This window comes from Paraburkholderia nemoris (genome assembly GCF_905221015.1).
Lineage (GTDB): Bacteria > Pseudomonadota > Gammaproteobacteria > Burkholderiales > Burkholderiaceae > Paraburkholderia > Paraburkholderia nemoris.
In genome coordinates this window covers 91838-116680 of sequence record NZ_CAJNBO010000014.1, presented here as the reverse complement: position 1 = coordinate 116680, position 24843 = coordinate 91838, and the positions used below count along the sequence as shown (strand labels likewise).

Annotated in this window: 20 protein-coding genes and 2 pseudogenes; 8 read left to right on the top strand and 14 right to left on the bottom strand. The window is 61.2% G+C overall.

Going from position 1 to position 24843, the window contains the following annotated elements:
* Positions 1 to 115: 115 nt before the first annotated feature.
* From KHO33_RS22345 to KHO33_RS22315, 7 genes are all read left to right on the top strand, one after another.
* Positions 116 to 1531, top strand: a complete 1416-nt coding sequence (locus KHO33_RS22345) for a cache domain-containing protein (protein WP_200566386.1) — start codon at positions 116 to 118, stop codon at positions 1529 to 1531.
* The gene (locus KHO33_RS22340; protein WP_054041920.1) at positions 1528 to 2175 is read left to right on the top strand and encodes a response regulator; all 648 of its coding nucleotides are present in this window, start codon (positions 1528 to 1530) and stop codon (positions 2173 to 2175) included. The genes KHO33_RS22345 and KHO33_RS22340 overlap by 4 nt, the downstream gene beginning before the upstream one ends.
* 95 nt (positions 2176 to 2270) lie before the next feature.
* A complete protein-coding gene (locus KHO33_RS22335; RefSeq protein ID WP_200566377.1) occupies positions 2271 to 2819 on the top strand; it encodes a hypothetical protein in 549 nt (182 codons plus the stop codon).
* A 172-nt stretch (positions 2820 to 2991) separates the two neighbouring features.
* The gene (locus KHO33_RS22330) at positions 2992 to 4941 is read left to right on the top strand and encodes an arylsulfatase (protein ID WP_200566375.1); all 1950 of its coding nucleotides are present in this window, start codon (positions 2992 to 2994) and stop codon (positions 4939 to 4941) included.
* A 7-nt stretch (positions 4942 to 4948) separates the two neighbouring features.
* A complete protein-coding gene (locus tag KHO33_RS22325) occupies positions 4949 to 6031 on the top strand; it encodes a formylglycine-generating enzyme family protein (RefSeq protein ID WP_200566373.1) in 1083 nt (360 codons plus the stop codon).
* Positions 6025 to 6822, top strand: a complete 798-nt coding sequence (locus KHO33_RS22320) for a MetQ/NlpA family lipoprotein (protein WP_407946192.1) — start codon at positions 6025 to 6027, stop codon at positions 6820 to 6822. The genes KHO33_RS22325 and KHO33_RS22320 overlap by 7 nt, the downstream gene beginning before the upstream one ends.
* Positions 6816 to 7769 carry a hypothetical protein gene (locus KHO33_RS22315; protein WP_200566369.1) on the top strand — a complete coding sequence of 318 codons (954 nt, stop codon included), beginning with the start codon at positions 6816 to 6818 and terminating at the stop codon, positions 7767 to 7769. The genes KHO33_RS22320 and KHO33_RS22315 overlap by 7 nt, the downstream gene beginning before the upstream one ends.
* Here KHO33_RS22315 and KHO33_RS22310 read toward each other — a convergent pair.
* The 13 genes and pseudogenes from KHO33_RS22310 to KHO33_RS22250 form a co-directional block, all read right to left on the bottom strand.
* Positions 7766 to 9004 carry an HlyD family secretion protein gene (locus KHO33_RS22310; RefSeq protein WP_200566367.1) on the bottom strand — a complete coding sequence of 413 codons (1239 nt, stop codon included), beginning with the start codon at positions 9002 to 9004 and terminating at the stop codon, positions 7766 to 7768. The two genes, KHO33_RS22315 and KHO33_RS22310, sit on opposite strands and share 4 nt — an antisense overlap.
* On the bottom strand, positions 9005 to 10549 hold the full coding sequence (locus tag KHO33_RS22305; protein ID WP_234480680.1) for an efflux transporter outer membrane subunit: 1545 nt from the start codon (positions 10547 to 10549) through the stop codon (positions 9005 to 9007). It lies immediately after the preceding gene.
* Positions 10550 to 10692: 143 nt separating this feature from the next.
* Positions 10693 to 11589 (bottom strand): annotated as a pseudogene (locus KHO33_RS22300) (glycosyltransferase family 2 protein); the annotation flags it as partial.
* Between the two features lie 10 nt (positions 11590 to 11599).
* On the bottom strand, positions 11600 to 13207 hold the full coding sequence (locus KHO33_RS22295) for a DHA2 family efflux MFS transporter permease subunit (protein ID WP_200566361.1): 1608 nt from the start codon (positions 13205 to 13207) through the stop codon (positions 11600 to 11602).
* Positions 13204 to 14529, bottom strand: coding sequence for a glycosyltransferase (locus KHO33_RS22290; protein ID WP_200566353.1), 1326 nt, complete (start codon positions 14527 to 14529; stop codon positions 13204 to 13206). Before KHO33_RS22290 ends, KHO33_RS22295 begins: the two co-directional genes overlap by 4 nt.
* A 9-nt stretch (positions 14530 to 14538) precedes the next feature.
* Positions 14539 to 15108, bottom strand: coding sequence for a methyltransferase family protein (locus KHO33_RS22285; RefSeq protein WP_200566351.1), 570 nt, complete (start codon positions 15106 to 15108; stop codon positions 14539 to 14541).
* A 140-nt stretch (positions 15109 to 15248) separates the two neighbouring features.
* A pseudogene (locus KHO33_RS22280) lies at positions 15249 to 16085 on the bottom strand (alpha/beta fold hydrolase); the annotation flags it as partial.
* Positions 16086 to 16574: 489 nt separating this feature from the next.
* Positions 16575 to 17837: a cardiolipin synthase gene (cls, locus tag KHO33_RS22275; protein WP_200566347.1), complete on the bottom strand. Its 1263-nt coding sequence runs from the start codon at positions 17835 to 17837 to the stop codon at positions 16575 to 16577.
* A 312-nt stretch (positions 17838 to 18149) separates the two neighbouring features.
* On the bottom strand, positions 18150 to 18635 hold the full coding sequence (locus tag KHO33_RS22270; RefSeq protein WP_054041940.1) for a hypothetical protein: 486 nt from the start codon (positions 18633 to 18635) through the stop codon (positions 18150 to 18152).
* A gap of 22 nt (positions 18636 to 18657) precedes the next feature.
* Positions 18658 to 19470, bottom strand: a complete 813-nt coding sequence (locus KHO33_RS22265; RefSeq protein WP_200566345.1) for an H-NS family nucleoid-associated regulatory protein — start codon at positions 19468 to 19470, stop codon at positions 18658 to 18660.
* Positions 19471 to 19649: 179 nt separating this feature from the next.
* Complete coding sequence (locus KHO33_RS22260) at positions 19650 to 19988, bottom strand: hypothetical protein (RefSeq protein ID WP_054041955.1); 339 nt, start codon at positions 19986 to 19988, stop codon at positions 19650 to 19652.
* A gap of 297 nt (positions 19989 to 20285) precedes the next feature.
* Positions 20286 to 21359 (bottom strand): DUF6765 family protein, encoded by a 1074-nt coding sequence (locus tag KHO33_RS22255; RefSeq protein ID WP_200566343.1) that lies wholly within the window; start codon positions 21357 to 21359, stop codon positions 20286 to 20288.
* Between the two features lie 415 nt (positions 21360 to 21774).
* Positions 21775 to 22122 carry an FKBP-type peptidyl-prolyl cis-trans isomerase gene (locus tag KHO33_RS22250; protein WP_233465191.1) on the bottom strand — a complete coding sequence of 116 codons (348 nt, stop codon included), beginning with the start codon at positions 22120 to 22122 and terminating at the stop codon, positions 21775 to 21777.
* A 268-nt stretch (positions 22123 to 22390) separates the two neighbouring features.
* On the opposite strand from KHO33_RS22250, the gene KHO33_RS22245 reads away from it, so the two are divergent.
* Complete coding sequence (locus KHO33_RS22245) at positions 22391 to 23680, top strand: NRAMP family divalent metal transporter (RefSeq protein ID WP_054041946.1); 1290 nt, start codon at positions 22391 to 22393, stop codon at positions 23678 to 23680.
* Between the two features lie 78 nt (positions 23681 to 23758).
* Here KHO33_RS22245 and KHO33_RS22240 read toward each other — a convergent pair whose 3' ends face one another.
* The gene (locus KHO33_RS22240) at positions 23759 to 24625 is read right to left on the bottom strand and encodes a carbon-nitrogen hydrolase family protein (protein WP_200566342.1); all 867 of its coding nucleotides are present in this window, start codon (positions 24623 to 24625) and stop codon (positions 23759 to 23761) included.
* Positions 24626 to 24843: the final 218 nt, after the last annotated feature.

Sequence of the window (24843 nt, the reverse complement as noted above, 5' to 3'; positions counted from 1 at the left end):
AAGGCGCGGTGCGTCGTGGGGATGTAGTATTCGCCTTCGTGAGCGCTCTCACAAGCGCGCAACTACGTAAGCCGGCTACGTAATACTACGTAGCCCGTTGGCCGTCCTGTCTACGATGAAACTCAAAGCAAAGATTGTCCTGCTGGCGATCGTGCCCTTTCTGGCGGCCATCGCCAGCATTGAAATTGGCGTGCGCGAGGAAGCCACGGCGCTCGCCGAAACGCAGCACGCGACCACCCAGGCCGCGTACATGGCCAGCAAGGAAATCGAACTCAAACACTACGTCGAGCTCGCGACGACGGCGATCGCCCCGCTCTACAACGCCGGCCAGGACAACGCGCGCGACGACGCAACGCTGCGCACCCGCGCGCTCGATATCCTCCAGAAAATGGATTTTGGCAAGGACGGCTACTTCTTCGTCTACGACATGCACGGCCGTTCGCTGATGCATCCGCGCGAACCCGACCTCGTCGGACGCGACCTCTGGGAACTGCGCGATCCACAAGGCACGCTGACGATCCAGCAATTGCTCGCCGCGGCCACGCGCGGCGGCGGCTATGTGCGCTACGTGTGGCATCGTCCGTCGACGGGCAAGCTCGCGTCGAAACTAGGCTACGTGGTGCCGCTTGAACGCTGGGGCTGGATGATCGGCACCGGCATCTATCTCGACGACGTCGACGTCACACTCGCGGACATCGATCAACGCGCGGCGGCCAATATCGATCGGACGATGCAGTGGATCGACGCCATCGCACTCGCGGGGCTCGCCGTGATCGCATTGTGTGCGCTGGTGCTCAACGTCACCGAATACCGCAGTGCCGATGCAAAACTGAAGCGGCTCGCGCAGCAGGTGGTTGACTCGCAGGAAAACGAACGGGCACGCCTGTCGCGCGAATTGCACGACGGCATCAGTCAGATGATGGTTTCCGTGAAGCTGCTGCTCGAATCGGCGTTGGCGCGCTTCGAACGCAGCGATGTACGCGTGCCTGCGGCGGAAGCCGCGCTATCGACCAGCGTGGCGCGCATCGGCGATACCTTGCGTGAAGTGCGCCGCATTTCCCACGCGCTGCGTCCGTCGATGCTCGATGACCTGGGCGTTGCAGCGGCGCTGGAGCAACTCACGCGCGAGTTGAGCGACGAATCCGGCATCGAAATCGGCTTCACGCAGATCGCCCACACCCATGCAGCGGCCTTGCCGGAAGCGGTGAACACGGTCCTGTTCCGTATCGCCCAGGAAGCGCTGACGAACATCGTGCGGCACGCACAGGCGTCCAGCGCGGCGCTCTCGCTGGAGGTATCGAGCGATGCCGTCACGCTGACGATTTCCGACAACGGGCGCGGTTTCGATGTAGCGCACGCACTTGTCAATCCACGCGCAGGCGTGGGTCTGCGCAATATGCGCGAACGGCTGGACGCATTGGGCGGCAAGCTCTCGCTCAACTCGCAGGCCGGTCATACGATCGTGACCGCGCGCGTGCCGGTCGTTGCCTCTGCGCATCAATCGCCGGCCTTGCAGGAAACCTCACTATGAACGACATGTCACTCGCTATCGCACGTCTGATTCTGGTCGACGACCACCCGCTGGTACGCGACGGCTTGCGTGCGAGGCTCGAAGCCGTGCGCAACATCGAGATCGTCGGCGAAGCGGGCAATGCGCAGGAAGCACTCGCGCTCGCCGCCAGCCAGGAACCCCATCTGGTGCTGATGGATGTTGGCATGAACGGAATGAACGGCATCGCGCTGGCCGGCATGTTTCATGAGCGCTTCCCGGCGATACGCGTGCTGATGCTCTCCATGCACGACAACCTCGAGTACGTGACCCAGGCGGTGCGCGCGGGGGCCAGCGGCTATGTGCTCAAAGACTCGCCCGCCACCGAGATCATTCAGGCAATTGGCGCGGTGCTGGAAGGCAAAACGTTTTTCAGCGCGGGGCTGGGTGCGCGATTGATTCAGGCATCGGCGACGCAATCTCCCATTGAAAGGCTCACACCGCGCGAGCGCGATATTCTCGATGCACTCGCGGAAGGTCTCTCGAGCAAGCAGATCGCTCAACGCAACGACCTCTCAGTGCGCACGGTGGAGACGCATCGGCTGAATCTGAAGCGCAAACTCGATATTGAAGGCCAGGCTGAGCTGATCAAGTTCGCCGTTGAAAATCGTCGCAAGAGTCAGTGAAGTTCTGGGCCGCCGCTGCATAATCTCGACTGGGTAGTCGAGAATCAAAACTGCCGATCCGTCTGCCCCACGCTCAAATCCCGGAGCCCAAGACGATGAAACGCCTGATCCAACAGCACCTGGCGAGTCTGCTGATCTGCATGGCCACGACGTATGCCCAGGCGCAAGCACAAGCACCGCGCGTCAATCGCGGCCACGATCCGTTCTTTCAGATATCCAAAGCAATCAACGACTGCCCGGTGCCCTTAGGTCCACTCGAGACCGAGCAGGAATGGCTCGGCGATAGTCATTACCGGATCGAGCGCGGCAATAGCTGCTGGGTGGAGGGCCGTTGCCGTCTGTCGAACGCGTACCTCTACGACGTGGAAATCGCCGATGCCGTCCAACGGCGCCTCACCAACATCAATTACGCCACCCACTGGCGCGAACAGTCAACGCTGTGGCTCACGCTGCAACGTCGTTTCATCTACGTGCAAGGCTGCGTTGCACCAGGCTTCGACAAACAGACGTTCCTCGCGGAAATCGCGAAAACTGCGGACGTCGATCGCGTGATCGACGACACCACAACCAACCCGCACGCAGCGTCACTACCTTATAAAACGCTGGCAGATCCGGACAAACCTGTGATCGACCCGGGCAACTAGCCGCGCACGAAAAACACACGAAGCAGCACACGGAGTTGCGTCGTGCGTTATATCGCCCATCACGCTTTAACACCTATATCGACAATCGAACATAGCAACGCAGAAATCGATCTTTGGCCACTCTGGCGTCATTGCTAACATCGGCGACCCGACATATCCGGTCAGCACAACAATGACAACACAACGATCGCAACGCCCCACTCTTCGTCTCGGCATAATCGGCGCGGCCGTCGCCAGCCTCGTCGTACTCGCTTCCTGCGGCGACGACAAGCTGCCCGGACCGACGGCGTCTGCGCCGGTGGCCGCGCAAAAGCGGCCGAACATTCTGTACATCATGGCCGACGACCTCGGCTATTCCGACATCCATGCCTTCGGTGGCGAAATCAATACGCCCAACCTCGACGCTCTGGTCCAGTCGGGCCGCATCCTGACGAATCACCATACCGGCACCGTCTGCGCGATCACGCGCTCCATGCTGATCTCCGGCACTGATCACCATCTGGTCGGAGAAGGCACGATGGGTGTGCCGACCGACGAACGCAAAGGCCTGCCCGGCTATGAGGGTTATCTGAACGACCGCGCGTTGTCGGTCGCGCAATTGTTGAAGGACGGCGGTTATCACACGTACATGGCCGGCAAGTGGCACATCGGCTCGGGCATAGTCGGCAGCACGACGGGTGGCGGGCAGACGCCGGATCAATGGGGCTTCGAGCACAGCTACGCGCTGCTCGGTGGCGCCGCGACCAATCACTTTGCTCACGAACTGGCGAACTCGCAGAACTACACCGAAGACGGCAAGTACGTGCAGCCCGGTCAGCCGGGACAACCGGGCGGCGCAGGCGGCAGCCCCGCCGTGTTCTATTCAACAGACTTCTACACGCAACGTCTGATCTCGTACATCGACTCGAACAAGGGCGACGGCAAGCCGTTCTTCGCCTACGCGGCCTACACGTCGCCGCACTGGCCGCTACAGGTGCCCGATCCCTATCTGCACAATTACGTCGGCAAATACGACGCCGGCTACGACGTGATCCGCAACGCGCGCATCGCGCGGCAAAAAACGCTCGGCATCATTCCGAATGACTTCGTGCCGTATGGCGGCGCATCGGAAACGCTCGTAGCGACAGCGGCCACGGCAAACAACGGCACTGCCAACGCGAAATATGTAAGCGCCGTGCATAGCGCCGCGCAAGGCTATACCGACTACGGTCCCGGCACCGTGAACAAGACATGGGCGAGCCTCTCGCCAGCCGAGAAGAAAGCCCAGGCGCGTTACATGGAAATCTACGCGGGCATGGTCGAAAATCTCGACCACAACATCGGCCTGCTGATCCAGCATCTGAAGGACATCGGCGAATACGACAACACCTTCATCATGTTCCAGTCGGACAATGGCGCCGAAGGCTGGCCGATCGACTCCGGCGCAGACCCGACCGCCACCGACACAGCGAATGCCGCCGACCCGGTCTATTCGACGCTCGGCACTGACAATGGCAAACAGAACGCGCAACGTCTGCAATACGGTTTGCGCTGGGCTGAAGTGAGCGCCACGCCGTTCCGTTTGACGAAGGGCTATTCGGGCGAAGGTGGCGTATCCACGCCATTGATCGTCCATCTGCCGGGTCAGACCGCACAGAAGCCCACGCTGCGCAATTTCACGCATGTGACCGATAACACTGCTACGTTCCTCGCCGTCGCGCAGATCTCGCCGCCCACGCAAGCCGCGCCGCCCCTGATCAATACGCTCACCGGCGTCGATCAGAACAAGGGCAAGGTGGTCTACAACAACCGCTATGTGTATCCGGTCACCGGACAGTCCTTGCTGCCTTTGCTGAACGATCAGACCACCGATGCCGTCCACACCGCTTCGTTCGGCGACGAAGCCTACGGCCGCGGCTATTTGCGCAGCGCCGACGGCCGCTGGAAAGCCTTGTGGACGGAACCGCCGCTGGGTCCGGTGGATGGTCACTGGCAACTGTTCGACATGAGCGCCGACCGCGGCGAAACGCAGGACGTGTCAACGCAGAATCCGTCGGTAATCGACGGCCTCGTGCAGCAGTGGAACAGCTATATGAGCAGCGTCGGCGGTGTCGAGCCGTTGCGTCCGCGCGGCTACTACTGAGTCCGCTATGTCCGTCCGATTCAAACTGAAAAGCACCGCGGCGTTGTACGGCGCCTATGCCGCAATCGCCACGGTCGCTTTTACCGCGGCTTTTACCGCCGCGATGGCCGCCTCGGCGGCATCGAGCGGCGGTAAGCAAAGCGCATTCGACAAGCTGAACCGCTCGCGCGCTTTAGTGGCGCTCGGCTCCGAACAGCAATGCGAGCGCTATGCCGGCCTGCCTTCGCGCTGGCGCGACGATCCGAAAGCCGGCATGGTGCATCTGCATGGCGGCAACTTCGTCTTCGGCAGCAAACTCGGGTATGAAGACGAGCGCCCTGCCGGCGACGGCCAAACCCACGTCGCCGGCTTCTGGATCGACCAGACCGATGTGACGAATGCGCAGTTCGCCGCATTCGTGAAAGCCACGGGTTACGTCAGCGATTCGGAGCGCCAGGGCGGCGCCGTGGTTTTTCATACGCCGACGCGCGAAGAACTGAACGCGCGTGACCTGGCGTGGTGGACGTGGGTCAAGGGCGCCGCGTGGAATCATCCGACGGGGCCCGGCAGCCATCTCGATGGCCGCATGAACCAGCCGGTGACGATGGTCACGCAGGCCGACGCGCTGGCCTACGCGCGTTGGCTCGGCCGCGATCTGCCGACTGAAGCCGAGTGGGAATATGCGGGCAAAGCCGGCCACGAAGGCGCGGATCTCGACACTGCACCACGCGACCAACGCGGCAAGCCAAGCGCGAATTATTGGCAAGGCGTGTTTCCCGTGCTGAACACCAATGAGGATGGTCACATTGGCCTCGCGCCGGTCGGCTGCTATGCGGCGAATGATTTCAAGCTCTACGACATGATCGGCAACGCATGGGAGTGGACCCGGGACGTCTACAGCGGCCCGCATCAGTCGCACACCAATGGCGATACGGCAGCAGTCGCGCCACCCAGCCGCAAACACGACACGCCGATGGTCATCAAAGGCGGCTCGTTCCTCTGTTCGCGCGACTATTGCGTACGCTACCGTGCGGCGTCCCGCGAACAGCAGGAAGCGGATTTACCGGCCTCGCATATCGGTTTTCGTACAGTCTTGAGGGATGCATCGTGAAGTCACGCGCGTTCATCGCAGCGGCGCTGCTGATTGCGGCTTCGTGGGTGCATCCTGCGCACGCCGCCGCATCGCAGGTAGTCAGGATCGGCGTCACCGCCGGTGCCCACGCACAGATCATGGACGAAGTACGGCGTATTGCCGCCACGCAAGGCCTCACGCTCGACGTCGTCGTCTTCGACAAGCCCGATGGCATCGACGCCGCGCTCGCCGCAAAACAGATCGATGCAGCGAGCTTCGAAGACGGGCCGAGCCTCGCGGCGCAGCGCAAACAACACGGCTATGCCTTGACGAGCGTCGCGACCACCGTCACGTTTCCGATCGCGCTGTATTCGCGCAAATTAACGAACCTCGGCCAGTTGCGGCGCGGCGCAACCATAGCGATTCCCGACGATCGTGAAGGCACTGCGCGCGCCTTGATCCTGCTGCAAAACTTCACGCTGCTGACGTTCAAGGACAGCGCCGGCTTGCATGCCACGCTTCCCGACATCACGAGCAACCGCTTGAACCTGAAGATCCGTCAGGTGCCGCGTGCTCGCCTGTTCGACAGCTTGAACAGCGTGGCCTTCGCCGTGATCGATAGCGGCGATGCGGCACGCGTGGGTCTTTACCCGGCACGCGATAGCCTCGGTCTCGAAGACGCGCGCTCGCCCTATGCCAACGTCCTGACCGTGCGCGACGGCGACCGCACTGAACCGTGGGTCGCGCAACTGGTCGGCGCCTATCACTCACCCGAGGTCGCGCATTTCATCCTGACGCACTATCAGGACTCGGTACGCCGGCCATGGTGAACACGTTTTCATTCGCGTGCTCGGCGTGCGGCAAATGTTGCAACAGTCCGCCGGCGATGTCGTTGCCGGAACTGTTCCGACATCGAGATCGGTTCATCGGCTGCATTGCAATTGGGCGTGTGCCCCGCAAGCGATTGCGTGAAAAGCTTCGGGTCGGCAAATACGAAACCGTACTCGAGGAGACTGACGTCGCTGCCTTCGATGCCATCGCGGATACGCTGCTGCATCGCGCGGGCGACACGTTCAGCCTCACGACGCAGGGTTACGACTACCCTTCTCTTGCACGCTGCCCAGCGCTAGAAGAGGATGGACGCTGCGCGATTCACTTTGACGGCAAACCGCTCACGTGCGAAGTCGTCCCGCTCGATCCACTCGTGCCGGATACGTTGCAACACCTGGTATTGGCCGGGCGCAATCAAAGTGCAGCCTATCTCGGTACCGATTGTATTCAGGAGGGCCAGCGCGCCGACGGCAAGTTGATGGTCACAGAAGGCCGCATTGAAGACGCGGCCGCGAGAGATGCACTCGCACGCCGCCGTGAGTCACTCGCAGCCGAAAGCAAGGTATGGGGCAAGGCCGTATTCGAAGCGCTGCGCAAAGAGCTATTCGAGTCGCCTGCGGCGTTGGAGCGCATTCCCGCGAGTGGCTTTCTGAGCATTTCGATCGTGCCGGCGCTATTGGCTGTAGCAGGTGTTTCAGTACGCTGCCGCCAGTTGTCGCTCGACTATATCGACAGCCAGCTCGCCTTGATCGAACGCTCGATTGCACAAGCGCTGCTACGCCGCCGGCTGGATGACCGGCCGATTACGCAGGAATTGCGAGGATTTGCCGGCGCTTATCAACGCGCGAAAACCATTCTTGCCGTACCTGTCCGCCCTGGCGACGAGAGCAGCAATCCGGCTCAGGTATCGGCGGTCGAAGCGTATCTCAGCGGTGCAGATCGCTAGTCAGCAGCACCGCCACGGTCACTATTGTCCCGAATGATTTGTGCGATCAGCGCATCGGCATCGCGCGAGACGTTATCGTGAACGCGGGTACTCTGCGTGGCCGCCGGCGTATCGTTGCCGATCAGATGGCCGCTGCGCACATGCGTATCCACCGACACCTGCATCGACAGCCCGAGCCGCAATGGATGCGCCGCGAGTTCGGCCGGGTCGAGCGAAATCACGATCGGCACGCGCTGCACGACCTTGATCCAGTTACCGGCGGCGTTCTGTGACGGCAGCATCGAAAACGCACTACCCGTGCCAGCCGAAAAACCCTCCACATGCCCCTGATACACCACTTGCGAGCCGTACACATCCGACACGATGCGCACCGGCTGCCCCACCCGCATGCTGCGAATCTGGCCTTCCTTGAAATTCGCCTCGACCCACAGACGCTCGAGCGGAATGATCGACATGAGTGCGAGCCCCGGCCCGACCTGCTGGCCGATCTGCACCGAACGCTGTCCGACCGTGCCGTCGACGGGAGAAACGACTGTGGTGCGTTGCAGATTCCGGTAAGCGAGCCGCAATTGCGCCGCGGCTTGCAGAACCGGCGGGCTGGCTTCGACCGGGAATTTGCCGCCGAGCGCGCGGGCGGCGTCGAGTTGGACTTGCGCCGAGGCGAGATTCGCTTGCGCGACTGCTACTGCTTCACGAGCGCGTGCCAACTCTTCCGGCGACACGACTTCCACCGACGCATGATCGCGCGCCGCCAGCGCACGTTGCGCCAACGCGAGTTCGGCGCGGCGTGCGTCGATCGATTGGACGTAGAGCTTGCGTGAAATCGTCGCGTTCGCTACCTGTCGCACGGCGAGCGTCAGTTGCGCTTTGGCCTGCGCGAACGCGGCGGCCGCTTCGGCATCGTCGAGTTTAACGAGCGGCTGGCCTGCGCGGACCTGCCGTGTGTTGTCCACCAGAATATCGGTGACCGTGCCGGGTATCTGCGCGGCGATCTGCACGACGTTGCCTGCCACATAGGCGTCGTCGGTCTCTTCGAAGAAGCGCGCCCTTAAGCCCCAGTACGTCAGCCACGCCACACCGGCGAGCGCCACCACGCCGAAGAAAACGGCAAAACGCCGCCGGCGCGCCGTACGTTTCGCATCATGCGCGTCGCTTGTTATGCCTGGCGCGTTTGCCGGGTTTGCCTGCTCCTCGGTCCAGCCCGCAGCATGTTGTGCCTGTTTATCGTTGTGCATTCAATCGAAGTGCGTATCCGTGATGCGTGCGTGGGAGGAAAAGGTGGTCTGATAGTGAGAAATCGGTGCGCCGCCCACCTTGCGTACGTCGAAGCCGCCACCGAGTGCGCCGACCAGCGCGACCTGCAGCATTCTGCGGCGGCCCTGCAAATCCACTTGCTGCGCGCGTTCGTCGAGCAAAGACAGATCGGCCAGCGTCACGTCCTTCTGCATGCCAATGCCGCGGCGATGCCGCTCTTCTGCAATTGCGACGATATGCGAAGCCGCTTCTACCGCACGCGTCTGTTCGGTCGCGAGCGTATCGACGGTGCGTAAGGAAGTCAGTTGGCGCGCGACCTCGCCGAGTGCTTCGTCGACGGTCTTGTTGTAGAGGCCGATCGCGGCATCTACATTCGCATAATCGCCGCCTAGTTGCGCGTGCAAACGGGTCCGGTCGAAAATCGGCAAGGAGATCGCCGGCCCCACCGAGCCGGTCAACGCCGCGCGCGAGAAAAGCGCGCCGGGCGTCAATGCTGTCAACCCGGCAAAGGCCACCAGATTCACGTCCGGATAGAACTGGGCTCGTGTGGCATCGGTGTTGGCGAGCGCCGCTTCAGCCCGCAAGCGCGCTGCCACGATGTCGGGCCGGCGGCCCAGCAGGTCGACCGGCAATTGCGCAGGCATCGGCGCATCGGCCGCCGCGGCCAGTTGCGGACGATGCAGCGACAAACCCCGCTCTGCGCCGCGTCCCGTCAACACACCGATCTGCAGCTCGGTCAACTTGATGCGCTCGTCGTTGAGCGCCTGCTGTGAGGCGAGCCGGCTTCGCTTGAGCGAGGCGTCCGCCGAGTCGTACGCGTTATCGATGCCGCGCGCGCCCCGCTCGCGCAAGACCGCATCGACCTTATCCGCGGCCTGTTGCTTCTGCAGCAGAATGTCCTGCATCGCGAAGGCGCGGTCGAGCTCGCAGTAGAGCGTCACGAGCGCGACCGTAAGCGTCAGCCGTGCCTGCTCCGCATCGATTCGTGCGGCGTCGCGCGTGGACAGCAGGCTGCCGGTCAACGCGGCATTTTTGCCCCAAAGGTCGAGCTGGTAACTCAGACCCGCGAACAACGCGGCCGGCGACACCACCGGATCGTTGAACAACTGCACTGGGATCTGCTGGCCGCCGACGGATACATTCGCAGCATCGTTCGGCTGCGGTAAGCGCGCCTTGCTCACCGTCGCGCCCGCCGTGCCGGTGAGGCCGGTGAGCGAGGCAAATTGTTCGAGTTGCGCCTGCGCGGCGCCCACTCGCGCCTTGGCAATCTGCAGGTCGGGATTGTTTTGCAAAGCTTCAGCGGTCAGCTCATCCAGTTGCGGATCGCGGTAGCGCTTGACCCAATCGGGCGCGGGCCATGTGCCGTTCGCACCTGGTCCGATGGTCTGCGAAAGCGCATCGGCGGATGGCTTGAGCGGTTTGACGTTCGCTTGCAGACCCGCATCGCTCACGCAACCCGTCAACGACGCAGCAATCAGCAGCAGCGACAGCAGTAACGGCAAGGTGCGTGGCGTAGAGAATTGCATAGACCGTCTCATGAGTGCCGGGTAAGGGACATTGCAGGTTCTCCTGCTACCGGCGTATTCGTCTCGCCTAGCCTTGCCGGGTTAGCGGCATTAACCGCATTCGTGGTCCTGGCCACTCTGGCCACTTTGGCCGCGAATCGAGGACGTGTCCGTTCGAGCGGCCCCATTCGTCCGAAGAACCCATCGAACAGGCCCAGCGCAATCGCGTTGAGCTTGGCCAGCTTTTCCTTTTCCAGCAGCACGATCTGCAGGATTTGCCAGAGCGTGAGTACGTTCGGCACGATGGCGACCGGCAAGCGCATTCCATATTGCAGCGCAAGCTGCATTGCGTTTCGCGCACTGTAATAGCGACGGAAACCGGGGTGGTTCATCGTCGTCATTTCCAGAGAACCCAGTTTGTGACGGCGCCGTGAGCCGATCCGATGCAGCAGCACGAGTGAAGGCACCACGTACACCGGCACATTACGCAGCAACGCACGCAGACAGTATTCGGTGTCGACGTGGTCGATGAAAAGCGTCTCGTCGAAGCGGCCGAGCCGCGCGAACGCCTCGCGCGAAATCACACAGCCGGACGAAATCAGAAACGCGCAGCGCTGCATCGCGGCGTCGGCGTGTATCGACAGCCGCTCCACCGCCAAACCACTCGTCGCGAGTTCAGGCAGGAAGCGTTGATCGTTTTGATCGAAAATGCGCGGGCCCGCTAAAAATGCCCGGCCATTCATCGACGTGCACCGGTCACGCATCACAGTAAAGTAAGCCTCTGGCGCCTCAGAATCCTGGTCGAACAGCGCGACCGCATCCGCGCCTGCGTCGAACAGCGCGCTCAAGCCGCAATTGAAGGCGCCAGCAATGCCGTTGCGATTGCCGTGATGCAGCAACGCGACGCCCGCCTCGCCCAGCACCATCGCGGCGCGCGCGTCCGGCAACGGCGAGTTGTCGACCACCAGCAAACGGTCGCACGCCGAACGCATCGCCGCCGCGCGCGCGAGCTGCTCTTCACTCGGATGAAACAGGATGATCAATGCGCCCAGGATCGTCATTCGAAGTTCCTCAGTGACCTAAAGCCATCGCCGCGCCGCGCTTGGGACGCGTGAGCCACATCATCGCGGCGAGCACGAGGCAGGTGATGCTTGCCATGTAGAACATGTCGCCGGTCGCCATCATGTAGGCCTGTTGCTGCACGACGTGATGCAAGGTGGTGAGTTCACGCGCGCCGTCGATGCCCATGCCGTGCAGACTCTGAACGAAGCGCTGCGTATTGCCGGACGATTTCGTCACGGACTGCGCGACGACGTCGTAGTGATACAACGCGCGGTTATCCCATAGCGTGACGCTCATCGCCGTGCCGAACGCCGCCGACAGCGTGCGCAAAAAATTCGACAGACTCGAGGCCGCGGCAAGCTTGTCGTCGGACACGCGCGAGAGCGTTGCAGCGGTCAACGGAATGAAGAAGCACGGCAAGCCGATGCCCTGAATCAGACCCGGCGTGATGATTTGCGTGAAGGTCATGGTCAGCGTGAAATGCGCATCCCACCACAGCACGCCCGCGAACACGAGAAAGCCGAAAGTCGCGAGCACGCGCGCGTCGAAGCGGGCCGCATAAATGCCGACCAGAATCGAGAACACCAGCGCGAGCACGCCAAGCGGCGCGGTGGCGAGGCCGGCCTGGTACGCGGTGTAGCCCATCACAGCCTGCAGCCAGAGCGGAAAGATCACGCCGACTACCGAGAAGCTCATCATGCCGAGCGAAATGATCAACACGCAGAACGAAAACGTGCGATCGCGGAACAGGCTCAGATCGATTACCGGATGCCGTTCGCCCGCCTCCCAGATCAACAGCGACACGATCGCCAGGCCGGCGACGATCGCCAGCGTCAGGATCAACGGCGAATCGAACCAGCCGCGGTCGTGACCGAGATCCAGCACCGTCTGCAGCGAGCCCACGCCGACGATCAGCAAGATAATGCCAGGCAGATCGATCGGCACCGCCTTGCCGACGGGTGCATCGCGGCGCAGCAGCGTCATGCACACCGCAAACGAGAAGATGCCGATCGGCAGATTGATCAGGAAGATCCACGGCCACGAAAAATTGTCGATGATCCACCCGCCCACCACCGGGCCGAAGATTGGCGCGAGCAGCACCGTCATCGCCCACAGCGCGAGTGCCACGACACGCTTATCCGGCGGAAAGGTCCGCAGCAGGATCGTTTGGGAGAGCGGCACCATCGGCCCGGAAAAGAGCCCCTGCAATGCACGGCATACCACCAGAAGATGAAAGTCGCCGGCCACGCCGCATAGCAGGGACGTCAATGTGAAAAGGATCACCGCGCCGAGGAACAGCCGCGTTTCACCGACCCGCCGCGAGAGCCAGCCCGTCAAGGGCACGGCGATGGCGGCGGCCACCGAGTACGAACTGATCACCCACGTGCCCTGGCTGTTGGACACGCCGAGGCCGCCGGAAATCGCGGGTACCGCGACGTTGGTTACCGTCGAATCCAGGACCTCGATGAAGGTGGCCAGCGAGAGCGCGAACGTCAGCAAGGCGAGCCGCGCGCCACGCATTCCGGGTGCGTTGCGCTCGTTGGCGGGGCCGGGGCCGACGCCATGTGCCTCGTCAGCCGACGCGGCGCGCTTTGGCAACGGCGTGGCGGCGCTCATACGCTCTGCCCGCTGTCTGCGAATGCCGGCACAGAAATGCGGCTGAGGGTCTGCGCACGCACGCCGGTGGGCATGAAACCTTCGATGTAGCGTGCGGCCGCCTCGCCACCATCCGGCGACGACGCGAGCCGGTCCTGCACGCGTCCGCACTGCGTCGCAATCGACGGGCTACCGAGCAAATGCCTCAGCGCACGCGCAAGCGCCTGCGGCTCCAGTGGCTTATCGAGCCGAACGCCGCAACCGCTCACGACGACACGCTGCGCGTTATCGAACTGATCGTGCGCAAACGGCGTCACCACTTGCGGAATGCCGGCAGCATACGCAAGCGCCGCCGTGCCGATGCCGCCGTGATGCACCAGCGCGCGGCAGCGCGGCAACAGCTTTTGCAGAGGCACGTAACGCCGCTTGAGCAGCGTGCGCTGTGCGTCTGTCGGTGCGTCGGTTTGAGTGGCCGGCGCCTCCGGCGTCAAAAGAATCCCACGCAACCCGCTTTCCGCCAGCGCCGCGCTCACCGCATCGGTATAGCGCGCCTGATCGATCAGGGTCGAACCCGCAGTGAAAACCACCGGCCGCTCTCCCGCGGCCAGAAAAGCGTCGAGTTGCGGATCGGCCACCTGCACGCCCGTGTCGTTGAACAGCGGAAAACCGCTGAGGCAACGCGGCGACGGCCAATCCGGCTGAGCTTGCGCGAACCAGTCCGGAAAGAGACACAGCACCCCGTCGGTCGAATGCAGCCACTCGCCGAAAATGCGCCGCGCCGGTGCGAGCCCCAGTTCCACGCGCAACGTATTCAATGCGGGGCCGCAGATCTTGTCGAGCACCTGGCGCTCGATCAGTCGCAGCAGCGCCGTTTTCACAGCCAGCGGCAAGCCGCGCGGAATCGTCAGCCGTGGGTGAGTGGGCGGCGCATGCGCGGAGAGCAGCGTCGACGGCGAGACCTGCACTGACACGAACGGCACCCGATACAGCTCCTGCATCAACCGCGCGGAAAAAGCCCACAACGTGCCGACCAGCACGGTGTCGCTATCGGTCAGCGCAACCAGCGTGTCGAAATGCGGACGCAGCGTCGGCGCAATCACCGCCCACAGCGTGCGGAACGACGTACGCGGATGCCATAGCGCCGGGTTCGCCATCGCCGCTTCATATTCCGCAGCGGTGCCGATCGGCACGAATGCGAAACCCTGGCGCGAGACAGCCTCCGCGAACGGCGGATGCGTGCAGAAGACGATCTCGTGACCGCGCGCAGCCAATGCTGCGCCGATGCCGAGCAAAGGATGCACGTCGCCCGCCGAGCCGATCGCGGTGATGATGACTTTCGTCATTCAGGTCGCTCAGAAGAGACCGGGAATCAGCGCGGCGACATCGCGACGGTACTGCGAATACGCACGGCCGAAGTGACCGGTCAGCCAGCTCTCCTCGACCCGGACCTTGTACGCGAGCGACGCGAAAATCAGCACCAGCCCAGCCACGCCACGCCACTGCGCGCCGATCAGCACAGCGCCGAGCAGCGCCAGCAGGCAGCCGGTATAGATCGGATGACGAACCAGTCCATAAGGTCCGCTGCGCACCAGTTCGTGGTCTTCCTTCAGCGTGACCGACACGCTCCAGTTGGTGCCGAGATGCAGGCGCGCCCACACGGAAAACGCAAGACCTGCCAGCAGCACGGCGAGGCCTGCCAACTGCAGCGGCCCGATCGCATGCGGATCGAAGGTCAACGCCGCTGTGTTGAAGTCCGGCAGGATGATCAACGCGCCTCCGCCGATCAACGGAATCGACTGAAACGTGCGCGACAGCGACGCCTCCTTGCGCGCGGTTTCCTTGACGCGGTTCGACGTCGCGATCCAATACAGCAACCACAGCGTCCACGGTACGACGATAGCGATGCTTTGAGCGATATTCACGGTGTTTCGACCTGTTGGAACGAGTGATCGGCGGTGGCTTGCAACGCGACATTCGCGACGTTCGCGATGGCGGGTTGTTGCACCGGCATGATGGGCGTGCGGGCAGCGAACGTGTCGAAAGCATCGAGTCCACGGCCTGGCGCCTGCACCCGCGCGGCGCCGAAGTAGTCGAGAATGGCCGTCCGAACCTGGCGCAGCGCGGGCCGCCCTTCGAGATCGAGGAAATGCCCGGCCTGCTCGATCGTGAGAAACTCGGCGCGCTTCAGATGCGCGCTAAGCGAGCGGGCGTCCTCGGGCGTGGTGTAGTCGTCGAGCTCGCCGTTGAGGAATTTCAGGCCGCACTCGATGTTGCGGAACTCGTGCAGATAGTCCTCTGGACGGATAGCCAGAATCTGGTTGACGTGAAAGGCCACCTGGTCCTGCTCATCGCGCGGCAGCGTGGAGAGGTAGCGGTAGTTATAGAGCTTCATGATGCGCGGCAGATGCTGGCCAACGGTATCGTTAAGCAACTGCGCGGCCTTCAAATTTTCGCCCGCGGCGATGTGGTCGCGTGCGGCAGTCACGTACGCGGTCATCGCTGCGTTGAGCCGCGGCGAGAACGACGCAATCACCGCGCGCCTCACGCTGGTGCGCGCCCGCGAAAGCGCCAGCAGCGACGCCACCCCGCCCCACGACACCGATAACAGGAAGCTCGGCTCGAATAAGCCTATTAGATGCAGCAGAATGTCGACTTCATCGTCCTTTGTCAGAACGAAGTCGCACACGTTATGCGTTTTCGATTGACCCGCATAAGGTAAATCGAAACAAATTGGGTTATAGCGTTCGCCGAGGTATTTGATTGTCTGTCCGAACGACGCCGTGGTGGCCAGCGCGCCGTTGATCAGAATGACACTCTCGAAGGCCGGATCGAATACGTGACGTTCAACGTAGACTTTCAGGCCCGCCGGTAGCGGAACAAGGAGTTTTTCGATGGGCATGGCGTATTCGCATGCACTTGCGCAACGCAAATGCGTACCGATACCGCGCCCGCACTCGCGGACGCCTTGCGGCCGTACTACCGGGGATCAGGCCCATGCGATTTGCCTTTACGTACCATCAGGTATCTTGACGCCGGCAAATCCGATCCACGACGACCGCTGCTGCACCGAAAACACGTACCACTCGACGTGATACCTGCCGGCTCTTCCTGACGCGCGCCTGAACTCAGGTCCGCTTCAATCGAGCGTTCGATGCCTCGTAATATATTTATATGTAATTTCGAATGCGTTGCTTCAATCTCTGCGGCACGCCATTCGTTGCTGCCACTCTGCCCTCACTGCGTGAAGACTTCATGTCAATATACGATGACGGAAAGCTTTTTAACATGTTTCAAAAATAAAAGCTAAAAAAAGTCATTGAGCATATGTTCGAAATTGACGGGAAAATGTTATTGAAAGGAAACGGCAGCGCGTTGCGCAGTCATCGCATCACAGTTGCGCATCCAGCAGCGACGCGAACTTCTCGATCAGCTTCTCCGAGAACGGCCGTCGCAGCCATGCGTCGAGCGTGACCTGGCGCGACTGCCTGATGTCGTCTGCGAAAGTTGCGGTTTGCAGCTTCGCGAAGTCGCGGTCGTAGATGTTCAGGTTCGCTTCGTCGTTGAGTTTGAACGAGCGGCTATCGAAATTGGTGGAGCCAACCGAGACCAGGTACTCGTCCACCACCAGCAACTTGCAATGAAACATGGTCGGCTGATACTCGAACATCTCGACACCCGCCCGCAGCATGTCGCCCCAACAGGCACGCGACGCTTCACGCACGGTATGGGTGTCGATACGTTTTCCGGGCGTGATGATCTGTACTTTCACTCCACGCCTTGCCGCCTCGACGATCGCATTGATCGTCAGCTTGTCCGGTACGAAGTAGGCACTCGCCAGATGAATGGAGCGGGTCGCCGCAGTGATCGCCATCAGATACATCAACTGCATGTCATCGCTGCCGCCTGAAGGCGAGCTGCTGAACATATGGGCGAGGCCATCGCCGACGCCCTCGACTTCTGGAAAGTAGTCGGGCCCATGCAGCACATTGCCGGTCGCTTTAACCCAGTTATCCATGAACACGGCTTGCATGTGGCCAACCACCGGACCGGCCACACGAAAATGGGTATCACGCCAATGTTTTTCGTCTTGTGCGTGGCCAGTCCACTCGGGTGCAATGCCCACACCACCGGTAAAGCCGATATGCCCGTCAATCACCAGCAGCTTGCGGTGAGTGCGATCGTTCATTCGCCCAAGACCGGTCCAGTGCGGCTTGTGATACTGGATCACTTGCGCGCCCGCATCGTGCAGCATGTTCAGATAACGCTTGTCCATTTTCGACGAGCCCACCCAATCGAGCAGTACATGCACGGCGACGCCTTCGCGTGCTTTGTCCGCCAGTGCGTGGGCGATCTGCTCGCCTATCTCGCCGGACCAGTAGATGAAGGTTTCAAACGTGATGGTTTTACTTGCGGAGCGGATGCCTTCGAGCATCGACGGAAAAATATGTTCGCCGTTCAGCAACATCTCGAAGCGGTTTCCGGACACGACGGGCGGCCCGAGCAGCAGACCCATCGAACGGAGAAACTGCGGGTCGTCACTCGCATAAAGCCGATCGATCTTGTGTTCGATCTTCTTTTCGCCACTCGACAGATTGGCAATCACCAATATGATGACGAGCGTGACAAAGGCGGTAATTGGAATCGTCAGCATGCGTGGCCTCGATGCTAATCGGCAGAACGCGCCGGGTAGGTACCCTGCGGTTTGGGGTTTGCCGTTGGGTGAGCACGCCGGAACCTTAAGCCCGGGTTTTTACTACCTGAGCAGGACGCATTGCGCGTGCCCGTTGTCAGGACCGCGTTTTGCTACGCAGTGTGCCGATTGACTTGAGAGGCAGGCATTGGAGCGCCTGAACGTTGCACGAGGCGAGCGTTCAGGCGATAGGACAGACTGGAAAGAGGCAGCATCACCCAGCGGCAATGAGCGGCAATAAACCGCAATAAACGGCCATAACTGCCAGGACGATTAACGGATCAGCGAGAAGGCTTCCCGGCAAGCGATCTCACCTGCGCCAAACACGCCAACCACCGTATAGTCAGACGCCACGCATTCGAACGTCGCGCCCTGAAACGTGATGACGAAATGGCGTTGCACAGGACCAGGCGACGTGACGTCCGAAATCTCGGCGGCCAGCGACGAATTCATGACTTCGTGAACCGAGTACCCAGTGAGCCCTTGCGACGCGAGGGGATGGATCTCGAGATCGACATCGCCGGGCGGCCCAAGACGATGAAACACGGCGTCGGGAAATAGCACCGTGCAAAACGGATCATCGTCGGAATCGAATGGTCCGAACCGTTCGAAGTCGGATTCAGCAATCGGATAAGCCAGAATCACCCGGCGGTCGCTGGCGACAATGAATGGTTCGGCGGCGTCGGCTGCCGGATGAGGAACGGAATCCAGCAGGACGACATGGTCCTCCTGCTGGGGTACTTCGAGCATGCTGGTCATCTACTTCGCGACTCCGTTGCGCTCACGCGCCGGCTTGCACCGTCGAGGTTTGCGGCGCTGCGGCAGCGCTCGTCACGCCAGCTTTGCCTCTACCGCCGGCCTTGCGGCCCGGCGCTTTCTTAGCCGTTGCGGTTTTCTTCACAGCAGTCTTCTTTACCGCGGCTTTCTTCGCAGCAGGTTTAGCCGCACTTTTCTTTGCCGCAGCCTTTTTAGTCGCCGCAGTACCCTTCTTCGCAGCTGCTTTGGACGCCACTGCCTTTTTCGCCATCACGACTTTTTTGGCAGCGACATTGCTGGTAGCCGCGGCGCCATCGATCAGGAATTTGGTGCGATCCTTGACCGTGGCAAGCCATGCCGGCGCCGGTCCGCGTCCGCTCCAGGTCGCACCGGTTTTCGGATTGAGGTACTTGGGCGGCTGTGCGCCTTTAGGCTGACCTTTACTTTTGCCTTTGGTCTGAGTGACCGCTGCCTTGGCCACGGACTTCAATTCGCTTGCACCTGCAATCAGGAATTGAGTCCGGTCTTTCACTGCAGCAATCCAGGACGGTGCACGCCCGTGACCTGTCCATGTCGCGCCGGTTTTATGGTCACGGTACTTCGCCACAGACTTACCCGCGCCGGTGGCTTTCGCCTTGCCAGGTGCAGCATGACCATTCAAGCCGCGCGCGGCGCGTCTCGCCTTTGCCTTTGCTTCGATATCTGCGGTAGTGAGGCCGTGCTTGAGCATCAGGTCGCGAATCTGGTCGACCGCGACTTGTGCTTTCCTGGCAATAAGGACGTCAGCTTGCGCCTGGAGCTTCTTAAGCTTCGCCTGGATTTGCTCTAACGTGGGCATTTGATTGCTCCTTATGTGGTAATCGAACGCACTATGCCATGAATAGCGCGAGAAAGGCAGATCTACGCGCCTATAACGGCATCAGGTTTACGCGGGAATGTATCCCGTGGAGTACGAACCTTTCGAGCTCGCTACTCGATAGCCGCATTCTTTAACCTTTCCAATTGCCGGCCAGCCGCTCAAATAGGAGTAAAAACGACAACCTGGCGGTCGGCGATATACCTCACACTGCGCATGAACCGATACTGCTGATCGTCGGCAGTTATCCGGTTGAGTCCCAACTGGGTCAGCGCCAGCATCTCGTCGGCTTGAAAGGCGGCCACTACGCCATGATCCGTCAAATCCTCAAGCGCGCCGGACGGATTGCCGACATAAATACTGCGCACCTGCGTGCCGATCCGCATCAGAACCACGCTTTCTCCCTCGTCGAGCGCCAGTTCGAGATAGGTGGCAAGGGTTCGTAATGAATCCGGCGTGCAAGCCTGAGCCTGATAGATCGCAGCATTCGATGGCGTCATTTCTGTTTCCCCGTCACCCATGTCAAGAGAAGCCGGCCGCCGTGCAATGCGGCAATAGTTGCTTCTACTATAGGCAAGCATCCGCAGATTCAAAGGGCGGCAGTTCATTTTTTTGCCGGTAACCCCACGTTACCAATCCCGCAGCGCTGTTTTAGCTGTGACTGGCGCGCGCGTGAGTGGCGCGAACGCCGGGAATGGTGTGAACACGAATGGCGTCGCGAGCAATGGCGCGAGCACGAATGGCATGAATGCAGCCGCGAGGCGGCTATTGAAATGACGCGCAAAAGCGTCTTCTTTTCAGGCGATCCGTAATCCGCGAGCCGGCAGAATCTCCTGCGTAATCACAAAACGGTGCTCTTTGACCGCGTCGTGAAAGCGCCGGTAATCACTTTTCTCAAAGATGTCGCTCCACCGGGGGCGATCCCCGCTGTCGTCGTCGGACTGCAAACCGGTGGCCTTATATTTCCAGGAGCCGAGCCCCTTGGCCACATAGTCGGGAACCGACTCCGACAGGCCCGGAATGACCTCGGTTTTCACCGCTTCGCAAATGGTCTGCAGGCGCTTGTTGTCGTCCAGGTTCCGATTGGTGTCGAGAAGCTTCGTGAGTGCGGCTTTGACATCTTCCGGCAGGCCGGGCTGGGATTCAAAATCTTCCCGTCCCGCGACATAGCCGCGCACCGCACGGCAAGTCATCTCGGCCGCCTGCATGAACTCCGGCAGATTGTGCCTGTCGACGCGCTCATTTCTGCCGTCGGTGTAATGCCATTTCGCCCACGGCTGATCGGGATAGTGCAAAGCGGCCCCATGACCGACGGGCAGCGCAAGCGTCAGCACATCTTCCTCGACGTGTTCGACCAGATGCCGGGTGGCGCGGGTAAGACGGGCAAGCCAGCTTTCCTTCGTGCAATCTTCCGCCTCCAGCATATGAACGCGGTTCATCGGGCTTTCGATACCGGCGAAGCCCTGGTGGGCCCACGTATCGACGTACGCGTGAAGCGTCACACCCAGGCGGTGCAATGCCGTATCGGTGCCCCGCTGCCGGATCGCCCGGCGTACCACCTCGCGCGCAACCGCGCTATCCGGCCGGCACACCGCTTTCTCTTCAAGCGTCTCCCCCTCGCCGGCAGGCAGAAAATGAAATGGCGTCCACACCAGACGGTTCTGGTCGTCTTCCGTATTGGTGTAGTCGAATAGCTTGTGCGCCGTAGCAAAGCGCTCGAAAGTCTCGCCACCGGCAAAACGCAGTATTCCTGAAGTGGTCGCGTCGTCGACATACTGGCAGGCATGGGCCACCGTGAGCGCCTCAGCGGGCGCCATCCCGCCGATACGGGCGACGATGTAGACCACCCCGTAGTGAAAGTCGATATTCATGGAAAACGCTCCTGAGGCGCGACGAATGACGAATGACAGCTAGATCTTCCGGAATGCGCCAAGCGGCGATTGCAGTGTCGCCGCACGCGCAGAGGGTAAACGACCGAGTGCAACAGGACTTTAAAAAGAACGACACTACTTTTTAGCGGAACGCATACGCCACGCCGACCCCATACGTGATCTGATTGCGCGTGCCGCGCTGCGTGACGACCGGACTTTCGGCGACCGGGTGAAGCGAGAACTTCCTTTCTTTTAGAAGATCCAGTCGATCGGCAATATGTCAGGTTCGATCATCGCGAGAGTAGCTCGACTTTTATCGCAAACGGATTTCAGTGAGCAAATGCAGTGCTCTGAAAAAGAAAAACCCCGCTTCGATCTCCGGGCGGGGTTCAGTCTCAGCGCATTTCGTACGGTATTACTTGACGATACCTACGAGTTCGACTTCAAACGTCAGATCGCTATTCGGCGGAATCGGGCCAACGCCGCGCTCGCCATAGGCCGTGGCCGACGGGCAGGTCAGCTTGGCCTTTTCGCCGACCTTCATCTTTTGCACGCCTTGCGTCCAGCACGGAATCACGCGATTGAGCGGGAAGGTTGCCGGACCGCCATGCTTCGCCGAGCTATCGAACTCGGTGCCGTTAGCGAGCGTGCCGCGATAGTTGACCTTGACGACATCGTCTGCGGCCGGCTGGGCACCCGTGCCCTGCGTAAGATGTTCAACGATTACACCGGAAGGCAGTTTCTCAGTGGTGGAAGCGGCCATCGCCGTCGAAGAAAGAACAGCCGCGGCGACCAAAGCAACGATAGATTTCAAAGCGAGTCTCCAGGTGGGTAGTGCGTGTCATTGTAGCGGATGACATGTTGCATGCCACCGACCGTCGATACGACGGCAATCACAAACGCAAAGGCAGTTGAGCGACAAGGCCCGTGGCACAGAGAATGCTACTTCCTGACGAGCGGCACGCAGGGTCGCCACCCGGCGCGCACGCTATGGAGGCACCTCAATACGGTTCCTTTCGCAGGCGGATGCCATGACCACTGAAAACCTGGAACCGGAACTTGTCGTTGAAGATATCGCCGAACGCTCGTGGATGAGGCGGCTAGGTCCCGGCCTGATTACCGGCGCCGCGGACGACGATCCGAGCGGCATCGCCACCTATTCGCAGGCCGGCGCGCAATTCGGCTTCGGATTGCTATGGACGTTGCTCATCACCTACCCGCTGATGGTGTCGATACAACTGGTCAGTGCGCGCATGGGACGGGTAACGGGCAGCGGACTCGCAACCAATCTGCGCCGCCACTACCCTGCTCCTCTTTTGTATCTCGCGATACTGGTACTGCTCGCGGCCAACACCATCAATATCGCGGCCGATCTCGCGGCAATGGGCGCCGCCGCCAAGCTGGTGATCGGCGGCCCGGTCCAACTCTACGTCGCGTTGTTCGGCACGGCGTCGCTTCTGATGCAGGTATTCATTCCCTACGAACGCTACGCGAGCATTCTCAAATGGCTGACACTTGCGTTGTTCGCCTACGTCGCCATCATCTTCGTGATTCCGATTGATTGGAAAGCAGTCGGGCTAAGCATCGTGAAACCGCCGGTTCAACTATCCGGCGACTATCTGACGACCGTGGTCGCGGTGCTCGGGACGACGATCAGCCCATATCTCTTCTTCTGGCAGGCTTCGCAGGAAGTCGAGGAGATCCGCTCGAATCCAGCGCAGCAATCGCTATTGCGCGCGCCGATGCAGGCGTGCGCACAACTGAAGCGAATCAACACGGACACGTGGGTCGGCATGGCCGTTTCGAACGGCGTGGCGTTTTTCATCATGCTCACGGCCGCCGCCACGCTGCACGCGCATCACATCGAAGTAAAAACCACCGCCGATGCCGCCAGTGCGCTCAAGCCGATTGCCGGCAACCTCGCGTTTGCGCTGTTCAGTCTCGGCATTATCGGCACCGGTCTGCTGGCGTTGCCGGTGCTGGCGGGTTCGGCCGCCTACGCGGCTGCGGGCACGATGAAATGGCGCAACAGTCTGGCTTTGCAGGTGAATCTGGCGAAGCAGTTTTATGGTGTGATCGCGGTGGCGATTCTCGGCGGCATTGCGCTCACGTTCATGCGGCTCGACCCGATCAAAGCGCTGTATTGGAGCGCGGTGATCAACGGCGTCGCGGCCGTGCCGATCATGGTGCTCGTGATGGTGATGGCGGCCAGCCCCAAGGTGATGGGCCAGTTCGTCGTGACAGGCTGGTTGCGCTGGCTCGGCTGGATCGCCACCGCAGTGATGGGACTCGCTGCGGTCGGCATGTTCTGGCCAGGATGATTGCTCGTGTGAACTTATTCAACATCCTCGCCGAGTGATGGTAACGGCCCGCTCTGGGCGATCTTACCGCGTGTGCGGTTAATCCAGACGATGAACCACGTACTCACCCGTCGTCTCAGCGACGTGCGCCTTGAAGTCCGCGAGCATTGTTTCGCGCTCTCGGACATCGGCCAGTACAGCCGGATCGAGTAGCGCGGCAATCACTTCCGCCCGATCGCGGCTCGCTTCCGATACCACGTCGCCATAGGGGCCCCAGATCGCGCTCGCGCCGCATGTTTCCCAGCCGCCGGTTGTGCCGACGTGATTCGACAAGAGTACGTACAGGGTGTTGTCGAAAGCACGCGCGGGGAACCAGATGCGTGACTGGTGATAGCCAGTCTTCACGCTGAAGAGCGCACTCACCAGATAAGCGTGTGCGCCGTTCACAGCGGCGTTGCGCGCGTGTTCAGGAAAACCGGAGTCGTAGCATACGCCGAGCGCGAGCCGCCATCCGTCGATCTCCAGCATGCAGCCTTGTGTGCCGGGCCGGTAAATCTTCGTCTCGCCGCTATAGAGATGCTGCTTGTGATACGGCTCGATCAGCTCGCCGGAACGGTTGAAGATCAGCGACGAAATATGAAGGCCGTCTACGCCGCCAATGCCACGTGTTGCCGCACCGACGATTACGGCGATCTCGCGTTCGCGGCAAACTTGCCGAATCGGTTCGAGTCGCGCGTCGTGTTCGTCGAAGGCGTATTTCGCGGGGTCGCCGGCAATCAGGTCAGGTTCGTAGCCGCTTAGGAATTTCTCGGGAAAGACCACCAGTTTCGCGCCGCGGTCGGCGGCGATGCGGGTCAGTTCGACTGTTCTGGCGATGTTCGCCGTGACGTCACCGGAAACCGGTTGCGCTTGCGCCGCCGCAATTCGCAATGGTGCTTGCGGTAGTGAGACCTGTTTGTTGTTCAACGCGGGCTCCGTTGTGAATGGACTGATGCGGTGTGACCGCCGAGGGCTGGCTTTGGCGTTTTACGCGGTTAGCGTGACCTGGCATTTAATCATGGACGGCACTTTATCAGGCGGATGTTGTTTGTGTTTTTGTGGGTCGCGTCGAGTGGATGTTTTTTGAACTTAAGAAGGCAGGTGATTGAAGCGGCGCGGGCGGCCGTTTGTCGGCCGCCCGCGCG

Bases quoted from the DNA above. Each gene is read 5' to 3' on its own strand.
- KHO33_RS22255 (WP_200566343.1), bottom strand. From the start codon at position 21,359: ATGAATATCGACTTTCACTACGGGGTGGTCTACATCGTCGCCCGTATC.
- KHO33_RS22340 (WP_054041920.1), top strand. From the start codon at position 1,528: ATGAACGACATGTCACTCGCTATCGCACGTCTGATTCTGGTCGACGAC.
- KHO33_RS22305 (WP_234480680.1), bottom strand. From the start codon at position 10,549: ATGCAATTCTCTACGCCACGCACCTTGCCGTTACTGCTGTCGCTGCTG.
- KHO33_RS22290 (WP_200566353.1), bottom strand. From the start codon at position 14,529: ATGACGAAAGTCATCATCACCGCGATCGGCTCGGCGGGCGACGTGCAT.
- KHO33_RS22250 (WP_233465191.1), bottom strand. From the start codon at position 22,122: ATGGCCGCTTCCACCACTGAGAAACTGCCTTCCGGTGTAATCGTTGAA.
- KHO33_RS22310 (WP_200566367.1), bottom strand. From the start codon at position 9,004: ATGCACAACGATAAACAGGCACAACATGCTGCGGGCTGGACCGAGGAG.
- KHO33_RS22315 (WP_200566369.1), top strand. From the start codon at position 6,816: ATGGTGAACACGTTTTCATTCGCGTGCTCGGCGTGCGGCAAATGTTGC.
- KHO33_RS22295 (WP_200566361.1), bottom strand. From the start codon at position 13,207: ATGAGCGCCGCCACGCCGTTGCCAAAGCGCGCCGCGTCGGCTGACGAG.
- KHO33_RS22325 (WP_200566373.1), top strand. From the start codon at position 4,949: ATGTCCGTCCGATTCAAACTGAAAAGCACCGCGGCGTTGTACGGCGCC.
- KHO33_RS22345 (WP_200566386.1), top strand. From the start codon at position 116: ATGAAACTCAAAGCAAAGATTGTCCTGCTGGCGATCGTGCCCTTTCTG.
- KHO33_RS22260 (WP_054041955.1), bottom strand. From the start codon at position 19,988: ATGACGCCATCGAATGCTGCGATCTATCAGGCTCAGGCTTGCACGCCG.
- KHO33_RS22245 (WP_054041946.1), top strand. From the start codon at position 22,391: ATGACCACTGAAAACCTGGAACCGGAACTTGTCGTTGAAGATATCGCC.
- KHO33_RS22265 (WP_200566345.1), bottom strand. From the start codon at position 19,470: ATGCCCACGTTAGAGCAAATCCAGGCGAAGCTTAAGAAGCTCCAGGCG.
- KHO33_RS22270 (WP_054041940.1), bottom strand. From the start codon at position 18,635: ATGACCAGCATGCTCGAAGTACCCCAGCAGGAGGACCATGTCGTCCTG.
- KHO33_RS22330 (WP_200566375.1), top strand. From the start codon at position 2,992: ATGACAACACAACGATCGCAACGCCCCACTCTTCGTCTCGGCATAATC.
- KHO33_RS22335 (WP_200566377.1), top strand. From the start codon at position 2,271: ATGAAACGCCTGATCCAACAGCACCTGGCGAGTCTGCTGATCTGCATG.
- cls (WP_200566347.1), bottom strand. From the start codon at position 17,837: ATGCTGACGATTCCAATTACCGCCTTTGTCACGCTCGTCATCATATTG.